22 protein-coding genes are annotated in these 21436 nt (G+C 67.5%); 13 read left to right on the plus strand and 9 right to left on the minus strand.

Annotated elements, in window-relative coordinates:
• The first annotated feature begins 40 nt into the window (after positions 1-40).
• Entirely contained in the window at positions 41-727 is a 687-nt protein-coding gene (locus tag AB4061_RS11765) for a Fe2+-dependent dioxygenase (protein ID WP_150986891.1), read from the plus strand.
• A 36-nt stretch (positions 728-763) separates the two neighbouring features.
• On the opposite strand, the gene AB4061_RS11770 is transcribed toward AB4061_RS11765, so the two are convergent.
• Positions 764-1654 (minus strand): LysR family transcriptional regulator, encoded by an 891-nt coding sequence (locus tag AB4061_RS11770; RefSeq protein ID WP_441633863.1) that lies wholly within the window; start codon positions 1652-1654, stop codon positions 764-766.
• 168 nt (positions 1655-1822) lie between these two features.
• Between AB4061_RS11770 and AB4061_RS11775 the strand changes: the two genes are divergently transcribed.
• The 5 genes from AB4061_RS11775 (at position 1823) to AB4061_RS11795 (ending at position 7820) form a co-directional block, all read left to right on the plus strand.
• A complete protein-coding gene (locus tag AB4061_RS11775; RefSeq protein ID WP_441633865.1) occupies positions 1823-2215 on the plus strand; it encodes a tautomerase family protein in 393 nt (130 codons plus the stop codon).
• A gap of 145 nt (positions 2216-2360) precedes the next feature.
• Positions 2361-3752, plus strand: coding sequence for a GntP family permease (locus AB4061_RS11780; protein ID WP_441633867.1), 1392 nt, complete (start codon positions 2361-2363; stop codon positions 3750-3752).
• 132 nt (positions 3753-3884) lie between these two features.
• On the plus strand, positions 3885-4718 hold the full coding sequence (locus AB4061_RS11785; protein WP_441633869.1) for an aldo/keto reductase: 834 nt from the start codon (positions 3885-3887) through the stop codon (positions 4716-4718).
• Between the two features lie 26 nt (positions 4719-4744).
• Positions 4745-6166, plus strand: a complete 1422-nt coding sequence (locus AB4061_RS11790) for an FAD-containing oxidoreductase (protein ID WP_441633871.1) — start codon at positions 4745-4747, stop codon at positions 6164-6166.
• A gap of 25 nt (positions 6167-6191) precedes the next feature.
• The gene (locus AB4061_RS11795; RefSeq protein ID WP_441633873.1) at positions 6192-7820 is read left to right on the plus strand and encodes a DHA2 family efflux MFS transporter permease subunit; all 1629 of its coding nucleotides are present in this window, start codon (positions 6192-6194) and stop codon (positions 7818-7820) included.
• Between the two features lie 5 nt (positions 7821-7825).
• Here the strand turns inward: AB4061_RS11795 and AB4061_RS11800 are convergent, their stop codons facing one another.
• Together AB4061_RS11800 and AB4061_RS11805 are read right to left on the minus strand one after the other, a co-directional pair.
• The gene (locus AB4061_RS11800; protein ID WP_441633875.1) at positions 7826-8074 is read right to left on the minus strand and encodes a DUF6388 family protein; all 249 of its coding nucleotides are present in this window, start codon (positions 8072-8074) and stop codon (positions 7826-7828) included.
• A 162-nt stretch (positions 8075-8236) separates the two neighbouring features.
• Positions 8237-8635, minus strand: a complete 399-nt coding sequence (locus tag AB4061_RS11805) for a hypothetical protein (protein WP_441633877.1) — start codon at positions 8633-8635, stop codon at positions 8237-8239.
• A 309-nt stretch (positions 8636-8944) separates the two neighbouring features.
• Here AB4061_RS11805 and AB4061_RS11810 point away from each other — a divergent pair, with 309 nt between their 5' ends.
• Positions 8945-9523, plus strand: coding sequence for a BPSL1445 family SYLF domain-containing lipoprotein (locus AB4061_RS11810; protein ID WP_441633879.1), 579 nt, complete (start codon positions 8945-8947; stop codon positions 9521-9523).
• Between the two features lie 183 nt (positions 9524-9706).
• Complete coding sequence (locus tag AB4061_RS11815; RefSeq protein WP_043349676.1) at positions 9707-10606, plus strand: recombination-associated protein RdgC; 900 nt, start codon at positions 9707-9709, stop codon at positions 10604-10606.
• Positions 10607-10648: 42 nt separating this feature from the next.
• On the opposite strand, the gene AB4061_RS11820 is transcribed toward AB4061_RS11815, so the two are convergent.
• Positions 10649-11464 (minus strand): IclR family transcriptional regulator, encoded by an 816-nt coding sequence (locus tag AB4061_RS11820; RefSeq protein ID WP_441633881.1) that lies wholly within the window; start codon positions 11462-11464, stop codon positions 10649-10651.
• Positions 11465-11702: 238 nt separating this feature from the next.
• On the opposite strand from AB4061_RS11820, the gene AB4061_RS11825 reads away from it, so the two are divergent.
• Both AB4061_RS11825 and AB4061_RS11830 read left to right on the plus strand, forming a co-directional pair.
• Entirely contained in the window at positions 11703-12686 is a 984-nt protein-coding gene (locus AB4061_RS11825; protein ID WP_441633883.1) for a Bug family tripartite tricarboxylate transporter substrate binding protein, read from the plus strand.
• Between the two features lie 51 nt (positions 12687-12737).
• Positions 12738-15086 carry a cytochrome P450/oxidoreductase gene (locus tag AB4061_RS11830; protein WP_441633885.1) on the plus strand — a complete coding sequence of 783 codons (2349 nt, stop codon included), beginning with the start codon at positions 12738-12740 and terminating at the stop codon, positions 15084-15086.
• Positions 15087-15099: 13 nt separating this feature from the next.
• Here AB4061_RS11830 and AB4061_RS11835 read toward each other — a convergent pair whose 3' ends face one another.
• Both AB4061_RS11835 and AB4061_RS11840 read right to left on the minus strand, forming a co-directional pair.
• Entirely contained in the window at positions 15100-15726 is a 627-nt protein-coding gene (locus AB4061_RS11835; protein ID WP_441633887.1) for a glutathione S-transferase family protein, read from the minus strand.
• A 68-nt stretch (positions 15727-15794) separates the two neighbouring features.
• Entirely contained in the window at positions 15795-16151 is a 357-nt protein-coding gene (locus AB4061_RS11840) for a GFA family protein (protein ID WP_441633889.1), read from the minus strand.
• 106 nt (positions 16152-16257) lie between these two features.
• On the opposite strand from AB4061_RS11840, the gene AB4061_RS11845 reads away from it, so the two are divergent.
• The gene (locus AB4061_RS11845) at positions 16258-17103 is read left to right on the plus strand and encodes a DUF6597 domain-containing transcriptional factor (RefSeq protein ID WP_441633891.1); all 846 of its coding nucleotides are present in this window, start codon (positions 16258-16260) and stop codon (positions 17101-17103) included.
• Positions 17104-17111: 8 nt separating this feature from the next.
• Here AB4061_RS11845 and AB4061_RS11850 read toward each other — a convergent pair whose 3' ends face one another.
• Positions 17112-18032: a LysR family transcriptional regulator gene (locus AB4061_RS11850; RefSeq protein WP_441633893.1), complete on the minus strand. Its 921-nt coding sequence runs from the start codon at positions 18030-18032 to the stop codon at positions 17112-17114.
• A 124-nt stretch (positions 18033-18156) separates the two neighbouring features.
• Here AB4061_RS11850 and AB4061_RS11855 point away from each other — a divergent pair, with 124 nt between their 5' ends.
• Both AB4061_RS11855 and AB4061_RS11860 read left to right on the plus strand, forming a co-directional pair.
• Complete coding sequence (locus AB4061_RS11855) at positions 18157-19080, plus strand: DMT family transporter (protein ID WP_441633895.1); 924 nt, start codon at positions 18157-18159, stop codon at positions 19078-19080.
• A gap of 74 nt (positions 19081-19154) precedes the next feature.
• A complete protein-coding gene (locus tag AB4061_RS11860) occupies positions 19155-19481 on the plus strand; it encodes a thioredoxin family protein (protein WP_441633897.1) in 327 nt (108 codons plus the stop codon).
• Between the two features lie 33 nt (positions 19482-19514).
• On the opposite strand, the gene AB4061_RS11865 is transcribed toward AB4061_RS11860, so the two are convergent.
• Positions 19515-20027, minus strand: a complete 513-nt coding sequence (locus AB4061_RS11865) for a hypothetical protein (protein ID WP_441633899.1) — start codon at positions 20025-20027, stop codon at positions 19515-19517.
• Between the two features lie 150 nt (positions 20028-20177).
• The gene (locus tag AB4061_RS11870) at positions 20178-21380 is read right to left on the minus strand and encodes a ribonucleotide-diphosphate reductase subunit beta (protein WP_150986839.1); all 1203 of its coding nucleotides are present in this window, start codon (positions 21378-21380) and stop codon (positions 20178-20180) included.
• Between the last annotated feature and the right edge of the window lie 56 nt (positions 21381-21436).

Below are 21436 nucleotides of genomic sequence, written 5' to 3' on the forward strand. Positions count from 1 at the left end.
AACCTCCCGCGCGCTGCCGCCGAACCCTGTCGAGATCGTCATGCTTGTCTGCATTCCCAAGGTCCTCAACGCGGAGCAGCTTGCCGTGCTGCGCCAGCATCTCGACCAGGCCGGCACGGCCTGGGTGGATGGCCGCGTATCGGCCGGCTACTCCGGCGCACCGGTCAAGTTCAACCAGCAGATCGACGAGCGCGCCGAAGTGGCACAGCAGTGCCAGCACCTGATCCTTGGCATGCTCGAGCGCAATCCGCTATTCATCAGCGCGGCGCTGCCCAACATCGTCTACCCGCCGATGTTCAACCGCTACAGCGAGGGCATGACCTTCGGCGCCCACGTGGACGGCGGCGTGCGCATTCATCCGCACAATGGCCGCAAGCTGCGCACCGACATCTCGGCCACGCTGTTCCTCAGCGACCCCGCCAGCTATGACGGCGGCGAGCTGCAGGTGGAAGACACCTATGGCACCCACAGCGTCAAGCTGGAAGCCGGCGACATGGTGATCTATCCCGCCACCAGCCTGCACCAGGTCACGCCGATCACGCGCGGCACGCGCGTGGCGAGCTTCTTCTGGATCCAGAGCCTGGTGCGCGACGACGCGCAGCGCGCGCTGCTGTTCGACCTCGACAACGCCATCCAGAAACTCAACCAGACCGGCGCCGACGATGGTGCGCGGCGCTCGCTGGTGGGTTGCTACCACAACCTGCTGCGGCAGTGGACTGAAACCTGAGCGCCGGCGGGCGGCAGCGCGCACCGGCGCCATGCGCTATGCAAACTGCTCCGCCAGCGCCGACCTGACCTGCCCGACCAGCTCCGCCTCCCCGGCCCGTGCCGGCAGCAGGAAAAACTCCGCCGTGGGCAAGGCCGGCAGCTTGAGCCTGACCAGCGTAGCCGCATCGATCCGCGCCACGCCCGGCCCGATCGCCGACTCGTTCAGGCACGAGATGCCAAGCCCGGCAGCCAACGCCAGATGCAGGCCAGCCACGCCCGAGGCGGAATGGGCAATCACGTGGTCCAGGCGCCGTCTGCGCAGCGTCAGCACCACGTACTGATGCAGCGAGCAGGTATCGGGCAGCAGCACCAGCGGCAGCGCGCCGCTCACGCGCTCCGCCTCGCCTTGCGCCGCGACCCAGGCCAGCGCCTCGCGGCGCAGCACGGTGCCGCGCGCGCCCTTGGCGCCAGCCTGCTGGCCTCCCCCCTTGCGCGGCAACCGCATCGACAAGCCGATATCGAAGTCATCGGAGTGCATTCCCGCATCGATGACGCTGCTTTTCGTCACCTGTACGTGCAGCCGCAGGTAGGGATAGCGCTCGCGCAGCGCGCGCAGCATGCCGGCGATCTCGCCCGGCCGGAAGTAGTCCGTCACCGCGAGCCGCAACTCGCCATCCAGCGTGTGGCCGCGCAGGTCTTGCAGCGCCAGTTCGGACAGCGCGAGGATGCGCCGCGCATGCTCGAGCAAGCGCGTGCCGGCGGGTGTCGGCGCCGCGCCCTGCTTGCCGCGCGTGAGCAGCGGCACGCCGGCGCGCTCCTCCAGCTTACGCAGTTGCTCGCTGACCGAGGACTGCGACAGGAACAGCCGAGGCGCCGCGGCGGACAGGCTGCCGGCGTCCGCCACGGTCACGAACGTGCGTAGCTGGTCGAGTTCAAGTGCGCGCATGGCGGGCTCCCGTCTTGTTTCGGCATGGGTTTATTTCGGCATTAACGATGGATAGTATCGCAAATTCCCGTTTTTCCGATGGAAGGCAAAGACCTAAACTGGCATCACTTACCCGCTGGGCCAAACCCGGCCAACCCAGTGAAACCGCAACAACAAAAGGAGTCCGTCATGCCCCACATCAACCTGCAGATCTCCGGCAAGCCCAACGCATCGCTGACCCGCCGCAGCGCCGCCGCCGTCGCCGAACTGACCCAGCGCGTGCTCGGCAAGAAGCCGGAGGTCACCGTCGTTGCCGTGCAGTACATCGACCACGACGCCTGGATCATTGGCGGCGAGCCGCTCTCGGAGCTTGGCCGCAACGCCTTTCACCTCGACATCAGCGTCACGGACGAAACCAACACCAAGGCTGAGAAAGCGCAGTACCTGAAGGCCGTGTTCGAGGCCCTCTCGGAGCTGATCGGCAACGTGCATCCGGTCTCATACATCCACGTAGTGGATGCGCGCGCCGCCACCTACGGCTACGGCGGCCTGTCGCAGGAATACCGCTACCACCACGGCTGAGCCCGGGCCACGGACGACGGCAAAAAAGCGCGCCTTTGAGACAGGACATTGTCGCAGCGCAGCAAGCTGTGGCAAAGTCGGCACCTGATCTGCCGCGCGCGGCGCCACGAGCGCCGCGCGCGCGGAAGAACCACAAGGAGAACCGATGTCCTTCCTGATAGTCCTGGCCGCCCTGGCCTTCCTGATGTTTGCGGCCTACCGTGGCTACAGCGTCATCCTGTTCGCCCCGGTGGCCGCGCTCGGCGCCGTTCTGCTGACCGAGCCTGCCGCGGTGGCGCCGGTCTTCTCCGGCATCTTCATGGAGAAGATGGTCGGCTTCGTCAAACTGTATTTCCCGGTCTTCCTGCTCGGCGCCGTGTTTGGCAAGGTGATCGAACTGTCGGGCTTCTCGGAGTCCATCGTGGCCGCCGCCATCCGCTATATCGGCCGCTCGCGCGCCAATGCGGTGATCGTCACGGTTTGCGCGCTGCTGACCTATGGCGGCGTCTCGCTGTTCGTGGTGGTGTTTGCCGTCTATCCGTTCGCGGCGGAGCTTTACCGGCAGAGCAATATCCCCAAGCGGCTGATGCCGGGCGCCATCGCACTGGGCGCGTTCTCGTTCACCATGGATTCGCTGCCGGGCACGCCGCAGATCCAGAACATCATCCCCACCACCTTCTTCAAGACCACGACCTGGGCGGCGCCGGTGCTGGGCCTGCTGGGCTCGCTGTTCATCATCGGGGTTGGCCTCTCCTACCTGGAGTGGCGCCGCCGCGCAGCCATGGCGCGTGGCGAGGGCTACGGCACGGCGTTGCGCAATGAGCCGGAGCGCAGCCAGACCGGCCACCTGCCGCATCCAGCACTGGCGCTGCTGCCGCTGGTGGTGGTGGGCGTGGCCAACTTCGTCTTCACGCGCATGATTCCGCAGTGGTACGGCAGCAGCTACAGCGTGTCGCTGCCCGGGCTGGCCAAGCCCGTGGAGACCCAGATCGCCACCGTGACCGCGATCTGGGCGGTGGAGGCGGCGCTGCTGCTGGGCATCGTGGTGGTGCTGGCGACGGCGTTCGGCGCGGTGCGCGAGCGCTTTGCCGAGGGCAGCAAGAGCGCCATCGGCGGCGCGCTGCTGGCCGCCATGAATACGGCCTCGGAGTATGGCTTCGGCGGCGTGATCGCCGCGCTGCCCGGCTTCCTGGTCGTCAGCGATGCGCTCAAGAGCATCCCCAACCCGCTGGTCAATGCCGCCGTGTCTGTCAGCACGCTGGCGGGCATCACCGGCTCGGCCTCGGGCGGCATGAGCATCGCGCTGGCCGCCATGTCGGACACCTTCATCCACGGCGCGCAGGCCGCCGGCATTCCGCTCGAGGTGCTGCACCGCGTGGTGTCCATGGCCAGCGGCGGCATGGATACGCTGCCGCACAACGGCGCCGTGATCACCCTGCTGGCGGTGACGGGCCTGACGCACCGGGAGTCCTACCGCGACATTTTCGCGGTGACCGTCATCAAGACGCTGGCCGTGTTCTTCGTGATCACGGTCTACTACGCGACCGGCCTGCTCTGAACGCGGCGGCGCGCGCCGCACCTTGTGGATCGCGCCGTCCTTACCTAGTGTGAGTGGGTAGCCGGCCGTGTGCGCGTGCTTTGCGCGCTACATGCCGGCTGCGCCACACTGCACTTCCCACCGGAACACCGCATGAAAACCGTGAGTCTGCCCGGCGGCGAAAGCGTTGCCGCGCTCGGCATGGGCACCTGGAACATGGGCGACCTGCCGGCCGCGCGCGCGGAAGAGCTTGCCACGCTGCGTCTCGGGCTGGACCTGGGCCTGACCCTGATCGACACCGCCGAGATGTACGGCGATGGCCGCTCCGAGGAACTGGTCGGCGAAGCCATCGCCGGCCGGCGCGACGAGGTCTTCCTGGTCAGCAAGGTGTACCCGCACAACGCGGGGCGCACCAGCGCGGTGGCCGCCTGCGAGCGCAGCCTGCGCCGCCTGGGCACCGACCGCCTCGACCTGTACCTGCTGCACTGGCGTGGCGGCGTGCCGCTGGCGGAGACCATGGAGGCCTTCATGGCGCTGCGCAAGGCGGGCAAGATCCGGCACTTCGGCGTCAGCAACCTCGACCTGGACGATATGCGCGCGCTGTGGCGCGTGCCCGGCGGCAAGGAGGTGGCAGCCAACCAGTTGCTCTACAACCTCACGCGGCGCGGCATCGAGTGGGACTTGCTGCCCTGGCTGCGCGAGCATGGCGTCGCCCTGATGGCCTACTCGCCGATCGAGCAAGCCACGCTGCTGCGCAATCCCCGGCTTGCCCACTTTGCCCAGAAGCATGGCATCAGCCCGGTGCAGGCAGCGCTGGGCTGGCTGCTGGCGCAGCAGGGCGTCATCGCGATTCCCAAGACCAGCCACCGCGAGCGCCTGCGCGAGAACCACGGCGCGCTCGCGCTGGCACTCTCCACGCAGCAACTGGCCGAGCTGGACGCGGCCTTCCCGCCACCGGACGGCCCGCACCCGCTGGCGATGCTGTGATGCTGTGATGCCCAGGAGCCCCGGCCATGACAATCGACTACGACGCCATCATCATCGGCACCGGCCAGGCCGGCCCCCCACTGGCGGCGCGCCTGAGCGCGGCCGGCCAGAAGGTGGCCGTCATCGAGCGCCAGTCGTTCGGCGGGACCTGCGTGAACACCGGCTGCATCCCCACCAAGACCATGGTGGCGAGCGCCTACGCGGCGAACCTGGCCCGGCGCGGCGCTGAGTACGGCGTGGTGCCCACCGGGCCTGTGACGGTGGATATGGCGCGCGTCAAGGCACGCAAGGACGGCGTCGTCGGCAAGTCCACGCACGGCGTGGAAACGTGGGTGCGCACGCTGGAACACGGCACCGTCCATCTCGGGCACGCGCGCTTCGAGGGCACGGACACAGTGCGCGTGAACGACACCCTGCTGCGGGCCGGCAAGATCTTCATCAACGTTGGTGGGCGCGCCGCCGCGCCACCGATGCCCGGGCTGGAACAGGTGGACTACCTGACCAACGCCGGGATGATGCGCGTGGACACCTTGCCGCGGCACCTGCTGGTGGTGGGTGGCAGCTATATCGGGCTGGAGTTCGGCCAGATGTTTCGCCGCTTCGGCAGCGAGGTCACCATCGTGCAGCGCGGCCCGCGCCTGATCGAGCGGGAGGATCCCGACGTGTCCGACGCCGTGCGCGGCATCCTCGCCGCCGAGGGCATCGGGCTGCGCCTCGACGCCGAGTGCATCGCGCTGGAGCAGCGCGGCGCCGAGGTCGTGGTGAAGATGGATTGCGCGCAAGGCGCGCCCGAGATTGTCGGCTCGCACGTGCTGCTGGCGGTGGGACGGCGGCCCAATACCGACGACCTTGGCCTGGACCGCGCCGGCGTCGCCGTGGATGCGCGCGGCTACATCCAGGTGGACGAACAGTTGCGCACCAATGTGCCCGGGATCTGGGCCATGGGCGACTGCAACGGGCGCGGCGCCTTTACCCATACCGCCTACAACGACTTCGAGATCGTCGCCGCCAACCTGCTGGACGCGGCATCCGGCGAGCCGCCCCGCACGCTCGGCGACCGCATCACCGCCTATGCGCTCTACACCGACCCGCCACTGGGGCGCGTCGGCATGAACGAGGCCGAGGCGCGCCAGTCCGGGCGCAAGGTGCTGGTTGGCATGCGGCCGATGACGCGGGTTGGCCGCGCGGTGGAAAAAGGCGAAACGCAAGGCTTCATGAAGATCCTGGTGGATGCCGACAGCCGCGAGATCCTTGGCGCGGCGGTGCTGGGCGTGGGCGGCGACGAGGTGATCCATTGCATCCTCGACGCGATGTATGCGCGCGCGCCGTACACGGTGGTCCAGCGCGCCATGCATATCCACCCAACGGTATCCGAGCTGATCCCGACCATGCTGGGCGAGCTGCATCCGCTGGGGCCGCTGGAGCCGGCAGGCCCGGCGGCAGCGTGAAGGGCCCGCACAGCCAGCGCTGAACATGCCCACTACACCGCTGGCCCAGAGCCCGTGCGACGACGCAGCACTGCGGGCGGCCCCTGGCGGGCCGCCCTGTGCCAGGGCCGACGAACCGTGGGTGCTGGCCGCCACCATCCTGGCGTCCAGCATGGCCTTTATCGACGGCACCGTGGTCAACGTGGCGTTGCCCGCGCTGCAAAAGGATTTCGATGCGAGCCTGAGCGGCATGCAGTGGGCGGTGGAGGCCTATGCGTTGCTGCTGGCAGCCTTGCTGCTGGTGGGCGGCGCCTCCGGTGACCGCTTTGGGCGCCGTCGCGTGTTTGCGCTGGGCGTGGCGATTTTCGCGGCCAGCTCGGGTTGGTGCGGCCTGGCCGGCAATATCGGCCACCTGGTCGCCGCGCGGGCCGCGCAGGGCGTGGGCGCGGCGCTGCTGGTGCCGGGCAGCCTGGCGTTGCTGTCGGCCTCGTTCGATGCGAGCCGGCGCGGCAAGGCCATCGGCACCTGGTCCGGCGCCACCGCCATGACCACCGCGCTCGGGCCCGTGGTGGGCGGCTGGCTGATCGCGCATCTGTCGTGGCGCGCGGCCTTCCTGGTCAACCTGCCGCTGGCGGCGGCGGTGCTGGCCATCGTGTTCTGGCGCGTGCCGGAAAGCCGCGCGCCGCAGCATCCCGGTGGACTCGACTGGCCCGGCAGCCTGCTCGCAGCGTTGGGACTGGGGGGCGTGGTCTACGGCCTGATCGAGTCGCCGGCGCGGGGCTGGGGCCACCCGGCCGTGTGGATGCCGTTTGCCGCCGGCTTGGTTGCGCTCGGGCTGTTCGTGCTGGCGGAGGCCCGCGTGGCCAACCCGGTGATGCCACCCGCGCTGTTCCGCTCGCGCGCTTTCCTGGGTGCGAACCTGCTCACCTTGCTGCTTTACGCGGCGCTGGGCGGTGGCCTGTTCTTCTTCCCGCTTAACCTGATCCAGGTGCAGGGCTATTCGTCGACGCAGGCCGGTGCCGCCTTGCTGCCGTTCATCCTGCTGATGTTCCTGCTGTCCGGCTGGGCCGGCGGGCTGGTGGACCGGCATGGCGCGCGCAAGCCACTGATCGTGGGCCCGCTGGTAGCGGCAGCGGGTTTCGCGCTGTTTGCATTGCCCGATGCCGCCGCCAGCGGCGGCAGCTACTGGCTGACCTACTTTCCCGCGGTGCTGGTGCTCGGCGCGGGCATGACGATCAGCGTGGCGCCGCTGACCACCACCGTCATGAACGCGGTGCCGCCGGGCACGGCCGGCACAGCGTCCGGCATCAACAATGCGGCGGCACGCGTGGCCACGCTGCTGGCGATTGCCTTGCTGGGGATCGTGATGGTGCGCGTGTTCGACTACCGGCTGGACCGCTCGCTTGGCCAGTCGGTGGCCAGCGGCGCGGTGTCGGCGCAGGTGGCGCGGTCCGTGCAGGCGCAACGCGCGAAGCTCGCCGCCATCGCGCTGCCGGCGGCCACGGACCCGCAGGTAAAAGCGGCCGTCCGGCAAGCGGTGGACGGCGCCTTCGTGGCCGGCTTTCGCTGGGTCATGCTGCTGTCGGCGCTGCTGGCTGCCGGCGGGGCAGCATGCGCCTGGGCGTTCCTGAGCCCGGCGCGCGGCAAGACCGGCACCGGGAATGGCGGCGGCTAGCGCATCTAGCGCCGCGGCGCCGGCGCTGCGCGCTCGCCCAGGTACACCAGCAGCAGCTCCTCGACGGTGAGGCGCCGGAGCCTGGCTTCGCGGCCGATGGCGCGCTCCAGTTCCGAGAGCTGGAAGGCTTCCACGCTCATGCCGACGGCGTGCGCGTGGCGCGGGGTGATGACCTTGAGCAGCGCCACCACTTCGGGGTTGTCGGCGAGAAAACGCTCATGAGCAAGTTGCAAGCGTTCGGGGGAGAGAGTCATCGGGAAGGGACCGCAATAAGGTGTGGGCAAGGTCGGTGGGGCGCGACGGCCTGGTGAGCAGGTACGAGGCAGGAATGCGCGCCGGCGCCCGCGCATTACACCACAGCCGTGCCGCAGCGCTATCGGAACGCAAGCGCAGGCCTCGCCGCGTTATTGCGCGTGTCATTGCGCCTTGGCAGTGTAGCGCTCCCGCTCGACATAGCGGACCAGGTAGTTGCGAGTCTTGGCTTCGGTATCCCGGCTCACACGGTCGGCGGCCTGGCGCGCGCCGTCGCGGCCATGCGAGGACACCATCTGTGCATCCAGGTAATCGCGAAATGCCGCGTGCATGGCGTCGAGCCGAGGCCGGCAGGCCTTGAGCGCAGCACTGGCGAGATCCTGCGCGGAGGCGCCGCCGGCCATGCCGGCATCGGCCTGGTCCTTGGCGCACGTGGTGTAAGCGGCACGCAGCGATTGCCATTGGTCGTTGGCTTCGGCGGAGGCTTGCGGATTGGCGGGCACTTGCGAAGCGCAAGCCGCTGCCAGCAAGGTGACGGGGATGAGGGCGAGAACGGATTTCATGTGTCATGGACTTATCCAGCCCGGCCGGGTTCCTGTCCAGATGAAACAGGTTGTTGCGAGGCGCCCGTGCTTGTAGGACGCCGCGCGCCAGAATGCAGCCTCAGTCCTACAGCCATTGGCAAGATTGTTTTGTATATTTCTACAGAAACGGTGCGAATACCCCGGTTCTTCGGGAGAACCCGAGAATCAGGCTTGCGGCGAGATTTCAAGTTTCTACAAGTGCTGATTACGCCTATCCTTTATTGGGATGCGCAGAGTGGCTCCGGGGTATCCGGTGCCGTAAGAGGTAAAACAATCAGGAGAGTGAGCATGGAACGCAGATCGTTTCTGACGGTAGGGGCTGGGCTGGTAGTGGCAAGTTCAGGCCTGCTGGGCGCGTGTACGACCACGCCCGATGCACCCACCGACAAGGCCGCCAAGCGCCGCGAGATCGATGGCGGCGTGGATGGTACGCTCAACAAGCTGTATGAAACGGCGAAGGGTTCGCGCGAACTCGCCAACCGCGCGCGCGGCATCCTGGTCTTCCCCAACGTGCTCTCGGCCGGCTTCGTCGTGGGTGGCGAATATGGCGATGGCGCGCTGCGCGCGGGCGGCGCCAACCGTGGCTATTACCGCATCATCTCGGGCTCGGTCGGCTGGCAGATCGGTGCGCAATCCAAGGCCATCATCCTGATGTTCATGACCCAGGAAGCGCTCGACAAGTTCGTCGCCAGCAGCGGCTGGACCGCCGGCGTAGACGCTACCGTGGCGCTGGCCAAGATTGGCGCCAATGGCACCCTGGACACCAATACCGCCCAGCAGCCCGTCGTTGGCTTCGTGGTCACCAACGCGGGCCTGATGGCCGGCGTGAGCCTGGAAGGCTCGAAGATCAGCAAGCTCGACATCTGAGAGCACGCAGCGTGCCGGCCTGGGGCCGGCCTGTATGCGGGGGGCCGGGTTGCGGGCAGCCCGGCCCCCGGCTTTTTCCGGCCCTGCTGCCGCGGCGCCGCCACACCGGCCAGACTCCCTCACGCATTGTTACCGCATGCGCCACGCTAACCGGCTAGAATCCGTCCCTTTGGCCGAATTCACATGTGGTTCAAGAATCTCCAGCTGCACCGTCTGTCCGCACCGTGGTCCCTCGCCGCCGAAGAGGTCGAGGAATGCCTGGCGCGCCACGCATTTTTCCCTGGCACCAGCCTGGAGATGCAAACCCAGGGCTGGGCCTCGCCGCGTGACAACGGCGCGCTCGTCCACCAGGTCGGCAAGCAGTTGCTGCTGACCATGCGCACCGAAAAGAAGCTGCTGCCGTCCACCGTGGTCAACCAGGTCACCAAGGCCCGCGCCGTGGAGCTGGAAGAGCAGCAAGGCTTCAAGCCCGGCCGCAAGCAGATGCGCGAGCTCAAGGAGCAGGTCACCGAAGAGCTGCTGCCGCGCGCGTTCAGCATCCGGCGCGACACCCGCGTGTGGATCGACCCGGTCAACGGCTGGCTCGCCATCGACGCCGCCGCCCCGGCCAAGGCCGATGAAGTGCGCGGCCTGCTGTTCAAGGCCATCGACCCGCTGCCGCTGGACAACCTGCATGTGAACCAGTCACCGGTCACCGCCATGACCGACTGGCTGGCCACCGACACGGCCCCGGCCGGCTTCACCCTCGACCAGGAAATGGAGCTGCAATCCAGCGCCGAGAGCAAGGCCACGGTGCGCTATGTGCGCCATCCGCTGGATGCCGAGGACCTGCGCCGCCACATTGCCGCCGGCAAGCGCTGCACGCGCCTGGCAATGACCTGGAATGACCGCGTGTCCTTCGTGCTCACCGAGTCGCTGACCATCAAGCGCGTGGCCCCGCTGGACGTGATCAAGGAGCAGGCCGACCCGAGCGCCCGCGACGACGAAGAACGCTTCGACGGCGACTTCACCATGATGGCCGGCGAACTGGCCAACCTGCTGTCGGACCTGACCGCCGCGCTCGGCGGCGAACGCAAGCTGTAAGCCAGCACGTCAGCGGACCGGCCAGGCCGGTTCAGCCTGGATTCAGGCGCCGCCGCCCGGCGGCGCCGCGCCGTAGCCCAGCAACCCGCTGGCGACCCGCGCCTCATGGCGCACGGCCACGGCGATGGGTCCGTCCATCGACGCATCGAAGCCGCCGGTGGCGCCCAGCGCGGTAAGCACCGCGCAGATGCGGCCCGTGTAGTCGTACAGCGGCGCCGCCACGGCGCTGATGCCCTTCAGGTTGGTATCGCGCACCACCGCGCACCCGGCGGCCTGCACTTCGCGCCGCAGCGCGCCAATGGGGTCGTCGCGATCCAGTTGCGCGCGCAGGTCCGCCGGCGCCGCCGCGAGCTCTTCTTCCGCCATCGCCCGCACACGCGGTTCGTCCAGCAAGCCCAGCAGCGCGCGGCCCGTGGCCGACCACAGCATCGGCATCACCGAGCCCACCCGCACATTGACCGTCACGGGCAGCCCCGGCTCCTCGAAGCGCACGATGGTCGGGCCCTTGTTGCCCATCACCGCCACAAAGCAGGTCACGTCCAGGCTCTCGCGCAGGCGGACCAGCGACGGCTCGGCGATGCGGATCGGATCGACCTGCCGCATCGCTGCCAGGCCGATCAGCATGGCCTCCACGCCCAGGAAGTACTGCTGCGATGCCGACGCCTGCGCCACCAGCCCCTCGTCGATCAGGCTGGCCAGGTAGCGGTGCACCTTGGCCGGGCTCTCGCCGATATGCGCGGCCAGCGCGGTCAGGCTGGCGCGCCCGCCGAGGCTGGCCAGGCCCTTGAGCACCGTCATGCCGGTCTGCGCCGATTGCACGCGCTGGCGGCGCTCGCGCGCCGGCGGCCCAGCGGGCATGGCCGCTTCGGCGGGATCAGCGGGATCTCCTGATGTACGTGAGGCGCGTGAGGCGTGTGAGGCGCCTGGGTCGATTCTTGTCTTCATGGGCGGAGATTCTAGTGCCGTGCAAGGGGATGCGGCATCAAACCCACGTTAACCCGCATCGCCATATTACGCAATGCGTATATCATTTACGCATAACAACGCCGGACCGCGCCCCGCCTCGACCGGCACCCAAACGGGAACAGGAGACAAGATGATCACCATCCGCAAATGCATCGCCGCAGGCCTTGGCCTGGCCGCCATCCCCATGCTGGCGGCCACCGCTGCCGCCGAGCCGGCCTACCCCGCCAAGCCGGTGCGCTGGATCGTGCCGTACGCCGCCGGCGGCGGCTCTGACTTCCTGGCGCGCTCCATCGGCCAGGCCCTCTCGACCCGGCTTGGCCAGCCCGTGCTGGTGGACAACAAGCCAGGTGGCAATACCGCCATCGGCGCGGCGGAAACCGCACGCGCGCCGGCGGACGGCTCCACGGTGCTGTCGGCGGACAACGGCACGCTGGTGTTCAACCCGGCGCTGTACAAAACGCTGTCCTACAACCCGGTCAAGGACCTGGCGCCGGTCACCTTGCTGGGCCGCTTTCCGATGATCCTGGTGGTGGGCCCGGGCATGAACGTCAACACCGTGCAGGAGTTCGTCGCCCGCGCCAAATCCAAGCCGGGCGGCATCGACTACGCCTCGGCCGGCGCCGGCAGCCCGCACCATCTCGCCATGGAACTGCTCAAGGTGGAGGCCGGGCTGAACATGGTCCACGCGCCCTATCGCGGCGCGGCACCCGCGCTGGCCGACGTGGCCGGCGGCCAGGTCCCGGCCATGATGGTCGACCTGGCCGCGGGCGCGGGTTTCATCAAGGGCGGCAAGGTCAAGGCGCTGGCCGTGGCCAACCCGACCCGCCTGCCCCAGTTGCCCGACGTGCCGACCTTTGCCGAGGCAGGCTACAAGAACGTGGAGGCTGCCGCGCTGGTGGGCATGGTGGTGCCCGCCGCCACGCCGCCGGAGATCGTCGCCACGCTGAACAAGCAGGTGGTGGCCGCGATCAAGGACCCGGCCGTCAACAAGCGGCTGGTGGACTTCGGCGTGGAGCCGGTCGGCAACACGCCGGCGCAGTACGCCGAACTGCTGCGCAGCGAGACCACGCGCTGGCACAAGCTGATCCGCGACCTGAAGATCACGCTGGAGTAGCCGCGGCGCACCGCACCCGCCCCCCGCAAACGAGAACACGGAGCAACAAGCATGGCCAACGCTACCCCCAATCCACACGCCTCGGGATGTCCCGTTGACCATCGCTTGCTGACAGCGCAGCGCTCGCCCACCGGCTGCCCGGTCAGCCCAGGCGCAGCCAGCTTCGATCCCTTCGAGGATGGCTACCAGCAGGACCCGCCCGAGTACGTGCGCTGGGCGCGCGAGCAGGAGCCGGTCTTCTACAGCCCCAGGCTGGGCTACTGGGTGGTGACGCGCTACGACGACATCAAGGCGATCTTCCGCGACAACCTGACCTTCAGCCCCTCCATCGCGCTGGAGAAGATCACGCCGACGGGGCCGGAAGCCAACGCCGTGCTGGCGTCCTACGGCTACGCCATGAACCGCACGCTCGTCAACGAAGACGAGCCAGCGCACATGCCGCGCCGCCGCGTGCTGATGGCGCCGTTTACGCCCGAGGAACTCAAGCATCACGAACCCATGGTGCGCAAGCTCGCGCGCGAGTATGTCGACCGCTTCGTCGACGACGGCCGTGCCGACCTGGTCGACCAGATGCTGTGGGAAGTGCCGCTGACCGTGGCGCTGCATTTTCTCGGCGTGCCCGAGGAAGACATGGACCTGCTGCGCAAATACTCCATCGCGCATACCGTCAATACCTGGGGCCGGCCCAGGCCGGAGGAACAGGTCGAAGTCGCGCATGCCGTGGGCAACTTCTGGCAGCTGGCCGGCAAGATCCTCGACAAGATGCGGCAGGACCCGTCCGGCCCGGGATGGATGCGCTATGGCATCCGCAAGCAGGTGGAGTATCCGGAGATCGTCACCGACTCCTACCTGCACTCGATGATGATGGCCGGCATTGTCGCCGCGCATGAAACCACGGCCAACGCCACGGCCAATGCCATGAAGCTGCTGCTGCAGCATCCGCGCGCCTGGCAGGAGATCTGCGAAGACCCGGGCCTGATCCCGAACGCGGTAGAGGAATGCCTGCGGCACAACGGCTCGGTGGCGGCCTGGCGGCGCCTGGCCACGCGCGACGTGCAGGTAGGCGGCGTCGACATTCCCGCCGGCGCCAAGCTGCTGATCGTGACGTCCTCGGCCAACCACGACGAGCGGCACTTTGCCGATGCGGATCTCTTCGACATCCGCCGCGAGAACGCCAGCGACCAGCTCACCTTCGGCTACGGCTCGCACCAGTGCATGGGCAAGAACCTGGCGCGCATGGAGATGCAGGTGTTCCTGGAGGAACTCACGCGGCGCCTGCCCCATATGCGCCTGGCAGAGCAGCGATTCAGCTACGTGCCGAACACCTCGTTCCGCGGGCCCGAGCACGTGTGGGTGGAATGGGACCCGACGCAAAACCCCGAGCGCGCCAACCCCGCGTTGCTGGAAGTACAAGTGCCGGTGCGCATTGGCGAGCCTTTGGGGCATGCAATCAGCCGGCCGGTGGTGGTGGCCAGCGCGACGCAAGCGGCCGAGGGCATCGTGCGGCTGCGGCTGGTGTCGCCCGATGGCAAGCCGATGCCGCGCTGGGCGCCCGGCTCGCACATCGACGTGGAATGCGGTGGCACCGGTCTGTCGCGGCAATACTCGCTGTGCGGCGACCCGGACGACAGTGGTGCGCTGGAGATCGCCGTGCTGCGCGAAGCGCAAGGCCGTGGCGGATCTGCTTGGGTGCATGACAGCGTCAAAGCCGGCGACCGGCTGAAGATCCGCGGCCCGCGCAACCACTTCCGGCTGGATGAGGCCGCGGGCAAGCTGATCCTGATCGCCGGGGGCATCGGCATCACGCCCGTCAGCGCCATGGCCCGGCGCGCGAAGGCGCTCGGCATGGACTACGCCTTGCACTACAGCGGGCGCTCGCGTGCGTCCATGGCGCTGCTCGACGAGCTCATCGCGCTGCACGGCGACCGCCTGCATGTCTACGCCAAGGATGAAGGCCAGCGCAACGATCTCGCCAGCCTGCTCGGGCAGCCCCAGGCGGATACGCAGATCTACGCCTGCGGCCCGGCGCGCATGCTCGCAGCATTGCAGGAACAGTGCGCCGGCTGGCCCGGCGATGCGCTGCGCATCGAGCATTTCGAGTCGGCGCTGGCCACGCTCGATCCCGGCCAGGAGCAAGCGTTCGAAGCCGAGCTGAAGGACTCCGGCATCGTCGTCGCGGTCGCCCCGGGCCAGACGCTGCTGGCCGCGCTGCGCGCCGCCAACATCGACATGCAGAGCGATTGCGAGGAAGGCCTGTGCGGCTCCTGCGAGGTGCGCGTGCTGGCCGGCGAAATCGACCACCGCGACGTGGTGCTCACGCGCGCGGAGCGCGAGGCCAACACCAAGATGATGGCCTGCTGCTCGCGCGCGAAATGCCAGCGGATCGTGCTGGAGCTATAAGCGCGGCGGGCGCTCAGCCGCCCTGCTCTGCTGCCAGCTTCGCATCGATGGCACGCGCCCGCGCCACCGCCGGGCGCGCGTTGACGCGGTCGATATAGGCCTGCACCACCGGCGTCGCTTCGACCAGCTTGAACATGGTGGTCCAGGTCAGCGCGGTGCCCCACAGCACATCGGCCGCGGTGAAGGTGTCGCCCAGCAGGTAGGGGCCTTTTTCCAGCTGGCCCAGCAGCGTGCGGATGGTGGTGTCGTAATCGCCGTAAGGGCACATCGCGCGCGGCGTCTCCCGATGCTGCGAGCGGTCCACCAGCGCCGGCTCGAAGCAGGAACCGTAGAACGCCATCCAGCGCAGGTAAGGCCCGCGCAGCGGATCGGTCAGCGCAGGCGCCAGCCTGGCCTGCGGGAACAGGTCGGCCAGGAAGATGAACACGGCCGCCTGCTCCGTCACCAGCGCATCGCCATAGCGGATGGCCGGCACCTTGCCCATCGGATTGATGGCCAGGTAAGCCGGCTCGCGCTGCTCGCCGGCCTTCATATTGAGCGCGTGCAGACGATACGGCACGCCGAGTTCCTCAAGCAGGGTCAGCGCGCCGGTGGAACGCGTATTGGGCGAATGGAACAGGGTCAGTTCGGGCTGGGACATGGCATTGGCTCCGGGGGAAACATCGTGCAACTCAGGGCGAGGGTGGCGGCAAAGCGCGCCATCGCGGATCAAGCGCTGGCGCCGTCGACTTTCTTAGGCTGGAGCTGCGCCAGGTCGACGCCATCGAGGCACCGCACGTTGATCGCGGCCACAGCCGAGCCGTCCGGCATGCTGCCCAGCGCGTAGGCCTCCACGCCGCAGGTTTCGCAAAAGCGGTGGTCGATCACGTGCTTGTTGAACTTGTACGTGCGCGTGGCCTGCGCGCCTTCGGTCAGCGTGAATCTATCTGCCGGTGTGAACGACCAGATGAAGCCGCGCTTGCTGCACAACGAGCAATTGCACTCGATGGCGCCGGCCAGGTCGACATCCACGGCGTAGCGCACGGCGCCGCAATGGCAGCCGCCGGTGTAGTGGGTTATGGTCATGGTGGTCTCCGATAGAATTTCGTTCATCTTGCGCATCCTGCACATCTTGCGCGTCTTGCGCGTCTTGCATGTCTGCCGCAGTCCGTAGTTTTACACCGATACCCCCATGCCCCGATTGGAAAAACGCGACACGCACGCGCGCGTCACCGCTGCGCCAAAAGGCATTGTCGACCCGCTCGGCACGCAGCATCGCATCCGCCTCGGCCGTTACCTGCCGTCGGCGGCGCTGGCGCCCTTTGTCGAACATTACTGGATCGTCGAATGGGACCTGGCGGGACACCCGCCGCAGGTGCAGCGCGTGCTGCCCTATCCGAACGCCAACCTGGTATTCGACCGCGGCCAGACAGCGCTCTTCGGCGTGGTGCGCGGCGTGTTCGACCGCACGCTGGAAGGCGCCGGCCACGTGCTCGGCGTGCGCTTTCGCGTAGGCGGCCTGCGCCCCTTGCTGGACGAGCCAGTCTGCGCGCTGACCGACACCACGCGTCCGGCGCGCGCGCTGCTGTCATGCGACGCTGGCCGGGCCGAATTGCTGGTGCTGGATGCCGGCGGCGACGAAGCCATGGTGCGCGCCGCCGAAGCCCTGTTGGGCGGCGCCCTGCCGCCGCCCGACCCCGTCGTGGATCAACTGCAGGCCATCGTCGCGCATGCCGCCAGCGCCGAAGGCCCCGCCAGCGTGGAGTCGCTGGCGCAGCATGCCGGCATGGGCGTGCGCGCCTTGCAACGGCTGTTCCAGGACTACGTGGGCGTATCGCCCAAGTGGGTGCTGCGCCGCTACCGCCTGCAAGAGGCCGCATGGCGGCTCGCGCGCGGCGAGCCGGTCGGGCTGGCGCAGCTCGCCGCCGAGCTCGGCTACTTCGACCAGGCCCACCTGACGCGGGATTTCACCAGGCTGGTGGGCGTATCCCCGGGCGACTACCAGCGCTCGCAGCAAGGGCCGGCCAGCGCGCGTTGAGCGGCAAGTCAGCCCGCGCTGCCGATATGCGCGGCCAGGTAATCGATCAATGCCCGCACCTTGGGCGGCAGGAAGCGGTTGGGCGGGTAGAGCAGCCACACCGTCCCCACGTAGGCGCGTGCCTGCAATTCCCAGTCTGGCAGCACCTGCACCAGTTCGCCGGCCTGCAAGGCAAGGGCCGCGGTGAACTCCGGCAGGCTGGCGATGCCAAGATCCTGCTGCGCCGCCTCCAGCCGCGCGCCGGCGTGGTTGGCGACATAGCGCCCGCTCACCGTCACGGTCTGCGTCTCGGTGTCGCGACGCAAGCGCCAGCGGTTGTCGTCGGCGGTTTCCCCCAGGTACAGGCAATCGTGCTGCGCGAGATCGCGCGGCTGTGCGGGCGTACCGCGCGCGCGCAGGTAAGCGGGCGAGGCGCACAGCACCCAGCGCACCGCGCCCAGGCGGCGCCCGGCCAGGCCGGGCGGCGGGTGCTCGGTCAGCCTGATCACCAGGTCGAGGTCATCGGCAAGAGGATCGGTCTCGTGATCGGTAAACAGCAGCTGCAGGTCCACTTCCGGATACGCCTGCAGGAAAGCCGGTACCAGCGGATGGATCACCGTCTTGGCAAACGCGGTCGGCGCGCTGACGCTGACCCTGCCCTGCGGCCGGCCCACCACATGGCCGGCGGCGTCCATCGCCCCCGCCGCGGCGCTCACCACGTCGCGGCAATAGCGGTACACCTCGGCGCCCGATTCCGTCATGCGCACCTTGCGGGTCGAGCGCTCCAGCAAGCGCGTGGCCAGTGCCTCCTCCAGACGCTTGATCTGGCGGCTGACAGTGGACGGCGTGCTGCCAAGCTGGCGCGCGGCAACAGAAAAATTGCCCGCGTCGACCACGCGCGCGAACACCGCCATATCGGGCAGCAAGGCAAAGAGATCAGCTTGGTTCATGAGGCGGCTAGCGGCAAGCAGAGGCGGATTAATGCATTTGCGGCATAAAGGCTTTGCGTTTCGACCCGATTATCGCCGCTGATGCAAAGCGGCACAATGCAGGACCGAATGCACAAGGTCCGCCATGCCCGCGCCAAAAAACCTGTTACTGCTGTCCGACCTGATGCTGCTCGCGGTCGCCGTGGTCTGGGGCAGCAGCTACGGCATCGTCAAGAGCGCGCTGGTCTTCTACCCGGTACTCGGCCTGCTGACGCTACGCTTTGGCATCACCTTCGTGGTGCTCTCGCCCACGCTGGCCGGGCTGCGCCGCACCGACGCCGCCACCCTGCGCGGGGTGCTGGGCACCGGCGTGCTGCTGCTCGGCATCTTCCTGTGCGAAACCTTCGGCGTGCTGCTAACGCGCGCCTCCAACGCAGCGTTCCTGATCAGCCTGTGCGTGGTGCTGACACCGCTGGCAGAGTGGCTGCTGCTCAAGCGCCGTCCAAGCCGCATCGAATGGGCGGCGGTGGCGCTCTCCCTGCTAGGCGCGTGGCTGCTGGCGGGCCACGGCGAACTGGGCTTGAACCTTGGCGACGGGCTGATCCTCGCCGCCGCCGTACTGCGCGCGCTGATGGTCTGCGCGACCAAACGGCTGGTGCGGGGCCGGTCCATGCCGGCGCTGACGATGACGGCGGTGCAATCCGGCGTGGTCGCCGTCGGCAGCGCGGCCGTGGCACTGGCGCTGGTGCCCGCGCAGTGGCAGCCCCTGCCGCCGTTCTCCGGCCACGCTGCGTTCTGGGGCTGCGTGCTGTGGCTGGTGGCCGCCTGCACGCTGTTCGCCTTCTTCGCCCAGAACTACGCCATCCGGCGCAGCAGCCCCACGCGGGTGGCGCTGCTGATGGGCAGCGAGCCCGCCTTCGGCGCGTTGTTCGCCAGCCTGTGGCTGGCAGAGAGCATCTCCGCCACGGCGTGGATCGGCGGGGGGCTGATCGTGGCGGCGTCGTTGCTGGCCACGGTGCGCTGGGGCAAGCCCGCAGCCCCCGAGATACCGCAGGGCTCGCAGGCCTGATAACAGGATCCGTTGCAACCAGCCGCGGTCATACAATCCGTGCATGCCCATTTGGACAGGCGAGAGGATTCCCTATGACGATGACCGACGTGTACGGCCTGCGCGAGCCGGCCCGGGCCGAAATCGACGCCATCAACGGCCCGGCCGTGATCGAGTTCGGCGCGCCCTGGTGCGGCTACTGCATGCGGGCGCAGCCCCACCTGGCCAGCGCCATGGCCAGCCATCCGCAGGTCGCCCACATCAAGGTCGAGGACGGCAGCGGCAAGCCGCTCGGCCGCTCGTTCCGGGTCAAGCTATGGCCCACGCTGGTGTTCATGCGCGACGGCGTGGAGGTGACGCGGCTGGTGCGGCCGAGCGAGACGCGGGCGATCGAGGAGGCGTTGAGGCGGATTGCGGGCTGATGCCGGCCCACGATTGAAGATGAAGCTCCACCGCTAAAACTGACCAACAATGCGCATGCCACGCTCATCTTTCACGGCATAAATCTTCTCTTTCTCGAATGAGAATATGAAATAGGCATCATATTTCTCGTTCAACCTAGCCAAGAATTCATGCATGTCAGCGCTACACTCGTCATAGTTGCTCATGACGTAATAGAAGTTCGCCCTAACTCCAATCTTCCATTTCGCGGCAAAATCAGCTCCCTCCGTTCTTGGAGCCATCTCGTTGGGATCAGACACCCATTTCGCAACCGCAAAAATATTCGAGCGCGGAAAATTTCCACGAACACCATCCGTGTCTTCCTGAGAGATTTCGAACCGCATCTCGCGAAGTAGGTCGAGTACTTCGTCCTTGCTGATTCGATCATCAATCTCAAGATCAAGAGAGAAAGACACCTTAACCTCCCAATGAAACAACTCCGGCCGCCGGCAAATGCTGGTGACCCAAGTACCGGCCCGGTAGTCTTGCTTTGGCAGGCGCGTCCAAGGTGTCTCAACATGGCTCACTTAGCAACCACGCTCGGACTTTCGACGGATTACGGAAATGGACATAAAAAAAACCGCCCCTGGCCGATGTGCCGAGGGGCGGACTTGTGTCACCAAAAGGGCAGATCTAATGTCGCCCACGACAACGATTCTTGCGGTTACCAACCCCGCTCAATCCCAGGACAACGCCCCGCCGGTCTGATACTCGATGACGCGCGTCTCGAAGAAGTTACGTTCCTTCTTCAGGTCGATCATCTCGCTCATCCACGGGAACGGGTTTTCCTCGTTCGGGAACAGCTGCTCCAGGCCGATCTGCTGGCAGCGGCGGTTGCAGATGAAGCGCAGGTAGCCCTTGAACATCGGTGCGTTCAGGCCCAGCACGCCGCGCGGCATGGTGTCCTCGGCGTAGCGGTATTCGAGGTCCACGGCCTTCTTGAACAGCGCGGTGATCTCTTCCTTGAACTCGGCGGTCCACAGGTGCGGGTTCTCGAGCTTGATCTGGTTGATCAGGTCGATGCCGAAATTGCAGTGCAGGGACTCGTCGCGCAAGATGTACTGGTACTGCTCGGCGGCGCCGGTCATCTTGTTCTGGCGGCCCATGGCCAGGATCTGCGTGAAGCCCACGTAGAAGAACAGGCCTTCCATGATGCAGGCGAACACGATCAGCGACTTGAGCAGCTTCTGGTCGTTCTCCGGCGTGCCGGTCTTGAAGGCCGGGTCGGTCAGCGTGTCGATGAACGGGATCAGGAACTCATCCTTGTCGCGGATCGACTGCACTTCGTGGTACGCATTGAAGATCTCGGCTTCATTGAGGCCGAGCGACTCCACGATGTACTGGTAGGCGTGCGTGTGGATCGCTTCTTCGAAGGCCTGGCGCAGCAGGTACTGGCGGCATTCCGGCGCGGTGATCTGGCGGTAGGTGCCCAGCACGATGTTGTTGGCGGCCAGCGAGTCGGCGGTCACGAAGAAGCCGAGGTTGCGCTTGATCACGCGGCGCTCGTCTTCGGTCAGGCCGTTCGGGTCCTTCCACAGCGCGATGTCGCGCGACATGTTGATTTCCTGCGGCATCCAGTGGTTGGCGCAGCCGGCCAGGTATTTTTCCCAGGCCCACTTGTACTTGAACGGCACCAGCTGGTTGACGTCGGTCGAGCCATTGATGACGCGCTTGTCGGCGGCGTTCACGCGGCGGTCCGTCGGTGCGTCGGACGCCGGCAGGTTGCCGAGGATACCCGTGCCTGCCGGCTGCGTGGCGGCCGGCGGCAGCACGCCGTGCTGGTCGACAGAGCGTGCGGCAGCAGGCGTGGCGGTGGGATTCGGCGCGGGCTGCGGGGCAGCCTGCGGGGTGGCTTGAACGTCGTCGTCCCAGCTCAGCATGGTGTGGTTCTCCGTGGAATGCTTTGGTTTGCCGCCGTCCTCGCCGCGCGAGCGGC

The organism is Cupriavidus sp. YAF13, assembly GCF_052113425.1.
GTDB lineage: Bacteria > Pseudomonadota > Gammaproteobacteria > Burkholderiales > Burkholderiaceae > Cupriavidus.

Bases quoted from the DNA above. Each gene is read 5' to 3' on its own strand.
- AB4061_RS11765 (WP_150986891.1), top strand. From the start codon at position 41: ATGCTTGTCTGCATTCCCAAGGTCCTCAACGCGGAGCAGCTTGCCGTG.
- AB4061_RS11770 (WP_441633863.1), bottom strand. From the start codon at position 1,654: ATGCGCGCACTTGAACTCGACCAGCTACGCACGTTCGTGACCGTGGCG.
- AB4061_RS11775 (WP_441633865.1), top strand. From the start codon at position 1,823: ATGCCCCACATCAACCTGCAGATCTCCGGCAAGCCCAACGCATCGCTG.
- AB4061_RS11780 (WP_441633867.1), top strand. From the start codon at position 2,361: ATGTCCTTCCTGATAGTCCTGGCCGCCCTGGCCTTCCTGATGTTTGCG.
- AB4061_RS11785 (WP_441633869.1), top strand. From the start codon at position 3,885: ATGAAAACCGTGAGTCTGCCCGGCGGCGAAAGCGTTGCCGCGCTCGGC.
- AB4061_RS11790 (WP_441633871.1), top strand. From the start codon at position 4,745: ATGACAATCGACTACGACGCCATCATCATCGGCACCGGCCAGGCCGGC.
- AB4061_RS11795 (WP_441633873.1), top strand. From the start codon at position 6,192: ATGCCCACTACACCGCTGGCCCAGAGCCCGTGCGACGACGCAGCACTG.
- AB4061_RS11800 (WP_441633875.1), bottom strand. From the start codon at position 8,074: ATGACTCTCTCCCCCGAACGCTTGCAACTTGCTCATGAGCGTTTTCTC.
- AB4061_RS11805 (WP_441633877.1), bottom strand. From the start codon at position 8,635: ATGAAATCCGTTCTCGCCCTCATCCCCGTCACCTTGCTGGCAGCGGCT.
- AB4061_RS11810 (WP_441633879.1), top strand. From the start codon at position 8,945: ATGGAACGCAGATCGTTTCTGACGGTAGGGGCTGGGCTGGTAGTGGCA.
- AB4061_RS11815 (WP_043349676.1), top strand. From the start codon at position 9,707: ATGTGGTTCAAGAATCTCCAGCTGCACCGTCTGTCCGCACCGTGGTCC.
- AB4061_RS11820 (WP_441633881.1), bottom strand. From the start codon at position 11,464: ATGCCCGCTGGGCCGCCGGCGCGCGAGCGCCGCCAGCGCGTGCAATCG.
- AB4061_RS11825 (WP_441633883.1), top strand. From the start codon at position 11,703: ATGATCACCATCCGCAAATGCATCGCCGCAGGCCTTGGCCTGGCCGCC.
- AB4061_RS11830 (WP_441633885.1), top strand. From the start codon at position 12,738: ATGGCCAACGCTACCCCCAATCCACACGCCTCGGGATGTCCCGTTGAC.
- AB4061_RS11835 (WP_441633887.1), bottom strand. From the start codon at position 15,726: ATGTCCCAGCCCGAACTGACCCTGTTCCATTCGCCCAATACGCGTTCC.
- AB4061_RS11840 (WP_441633889.1), bottom strand. From the start codon at position 16,151: ATGACCATAACCCACTACACCGGCGGCTGCCATTGCGGCGCCGTGCGC.
- AB4061_RS11845 (WP_441633891.1), top strand. From the start codon at position 16,258: ATGCCCCGATTGGAAAAACGCGACACGCACGCGCGCGTCACCGCTGCG.
- AB4061_RS11850 (WP_441633893.1), bottom strand. From the start codon at position 18,032: ATGAACCAAGCTGATCTCTTTGCCTTGCTGCCCGATATGGCGGTGTTC.
- AB4061_RS11855 (WP_441633895.1), top strand. From the start codon at position 18,157: ATGCCCGCGCCAAAAAACCTGTTACTGCTGTCCGACCTGATGCTGCTC.
- AB4061_RS11860 (WP_441633897.1), top strand. From the start codon at position 19,155: ATGACGATGACCGACGTGTACGGCCTGCGCGAGCCGGCCCGGGCCGAA.
- AB4061_RS11870 (WP_150986839.1), bottom strand. From the start codon at position 21,380: ATGCTGAGCTGGGACGACGACGTTCAAGCCACCCCGCAGGCTGCCCCG.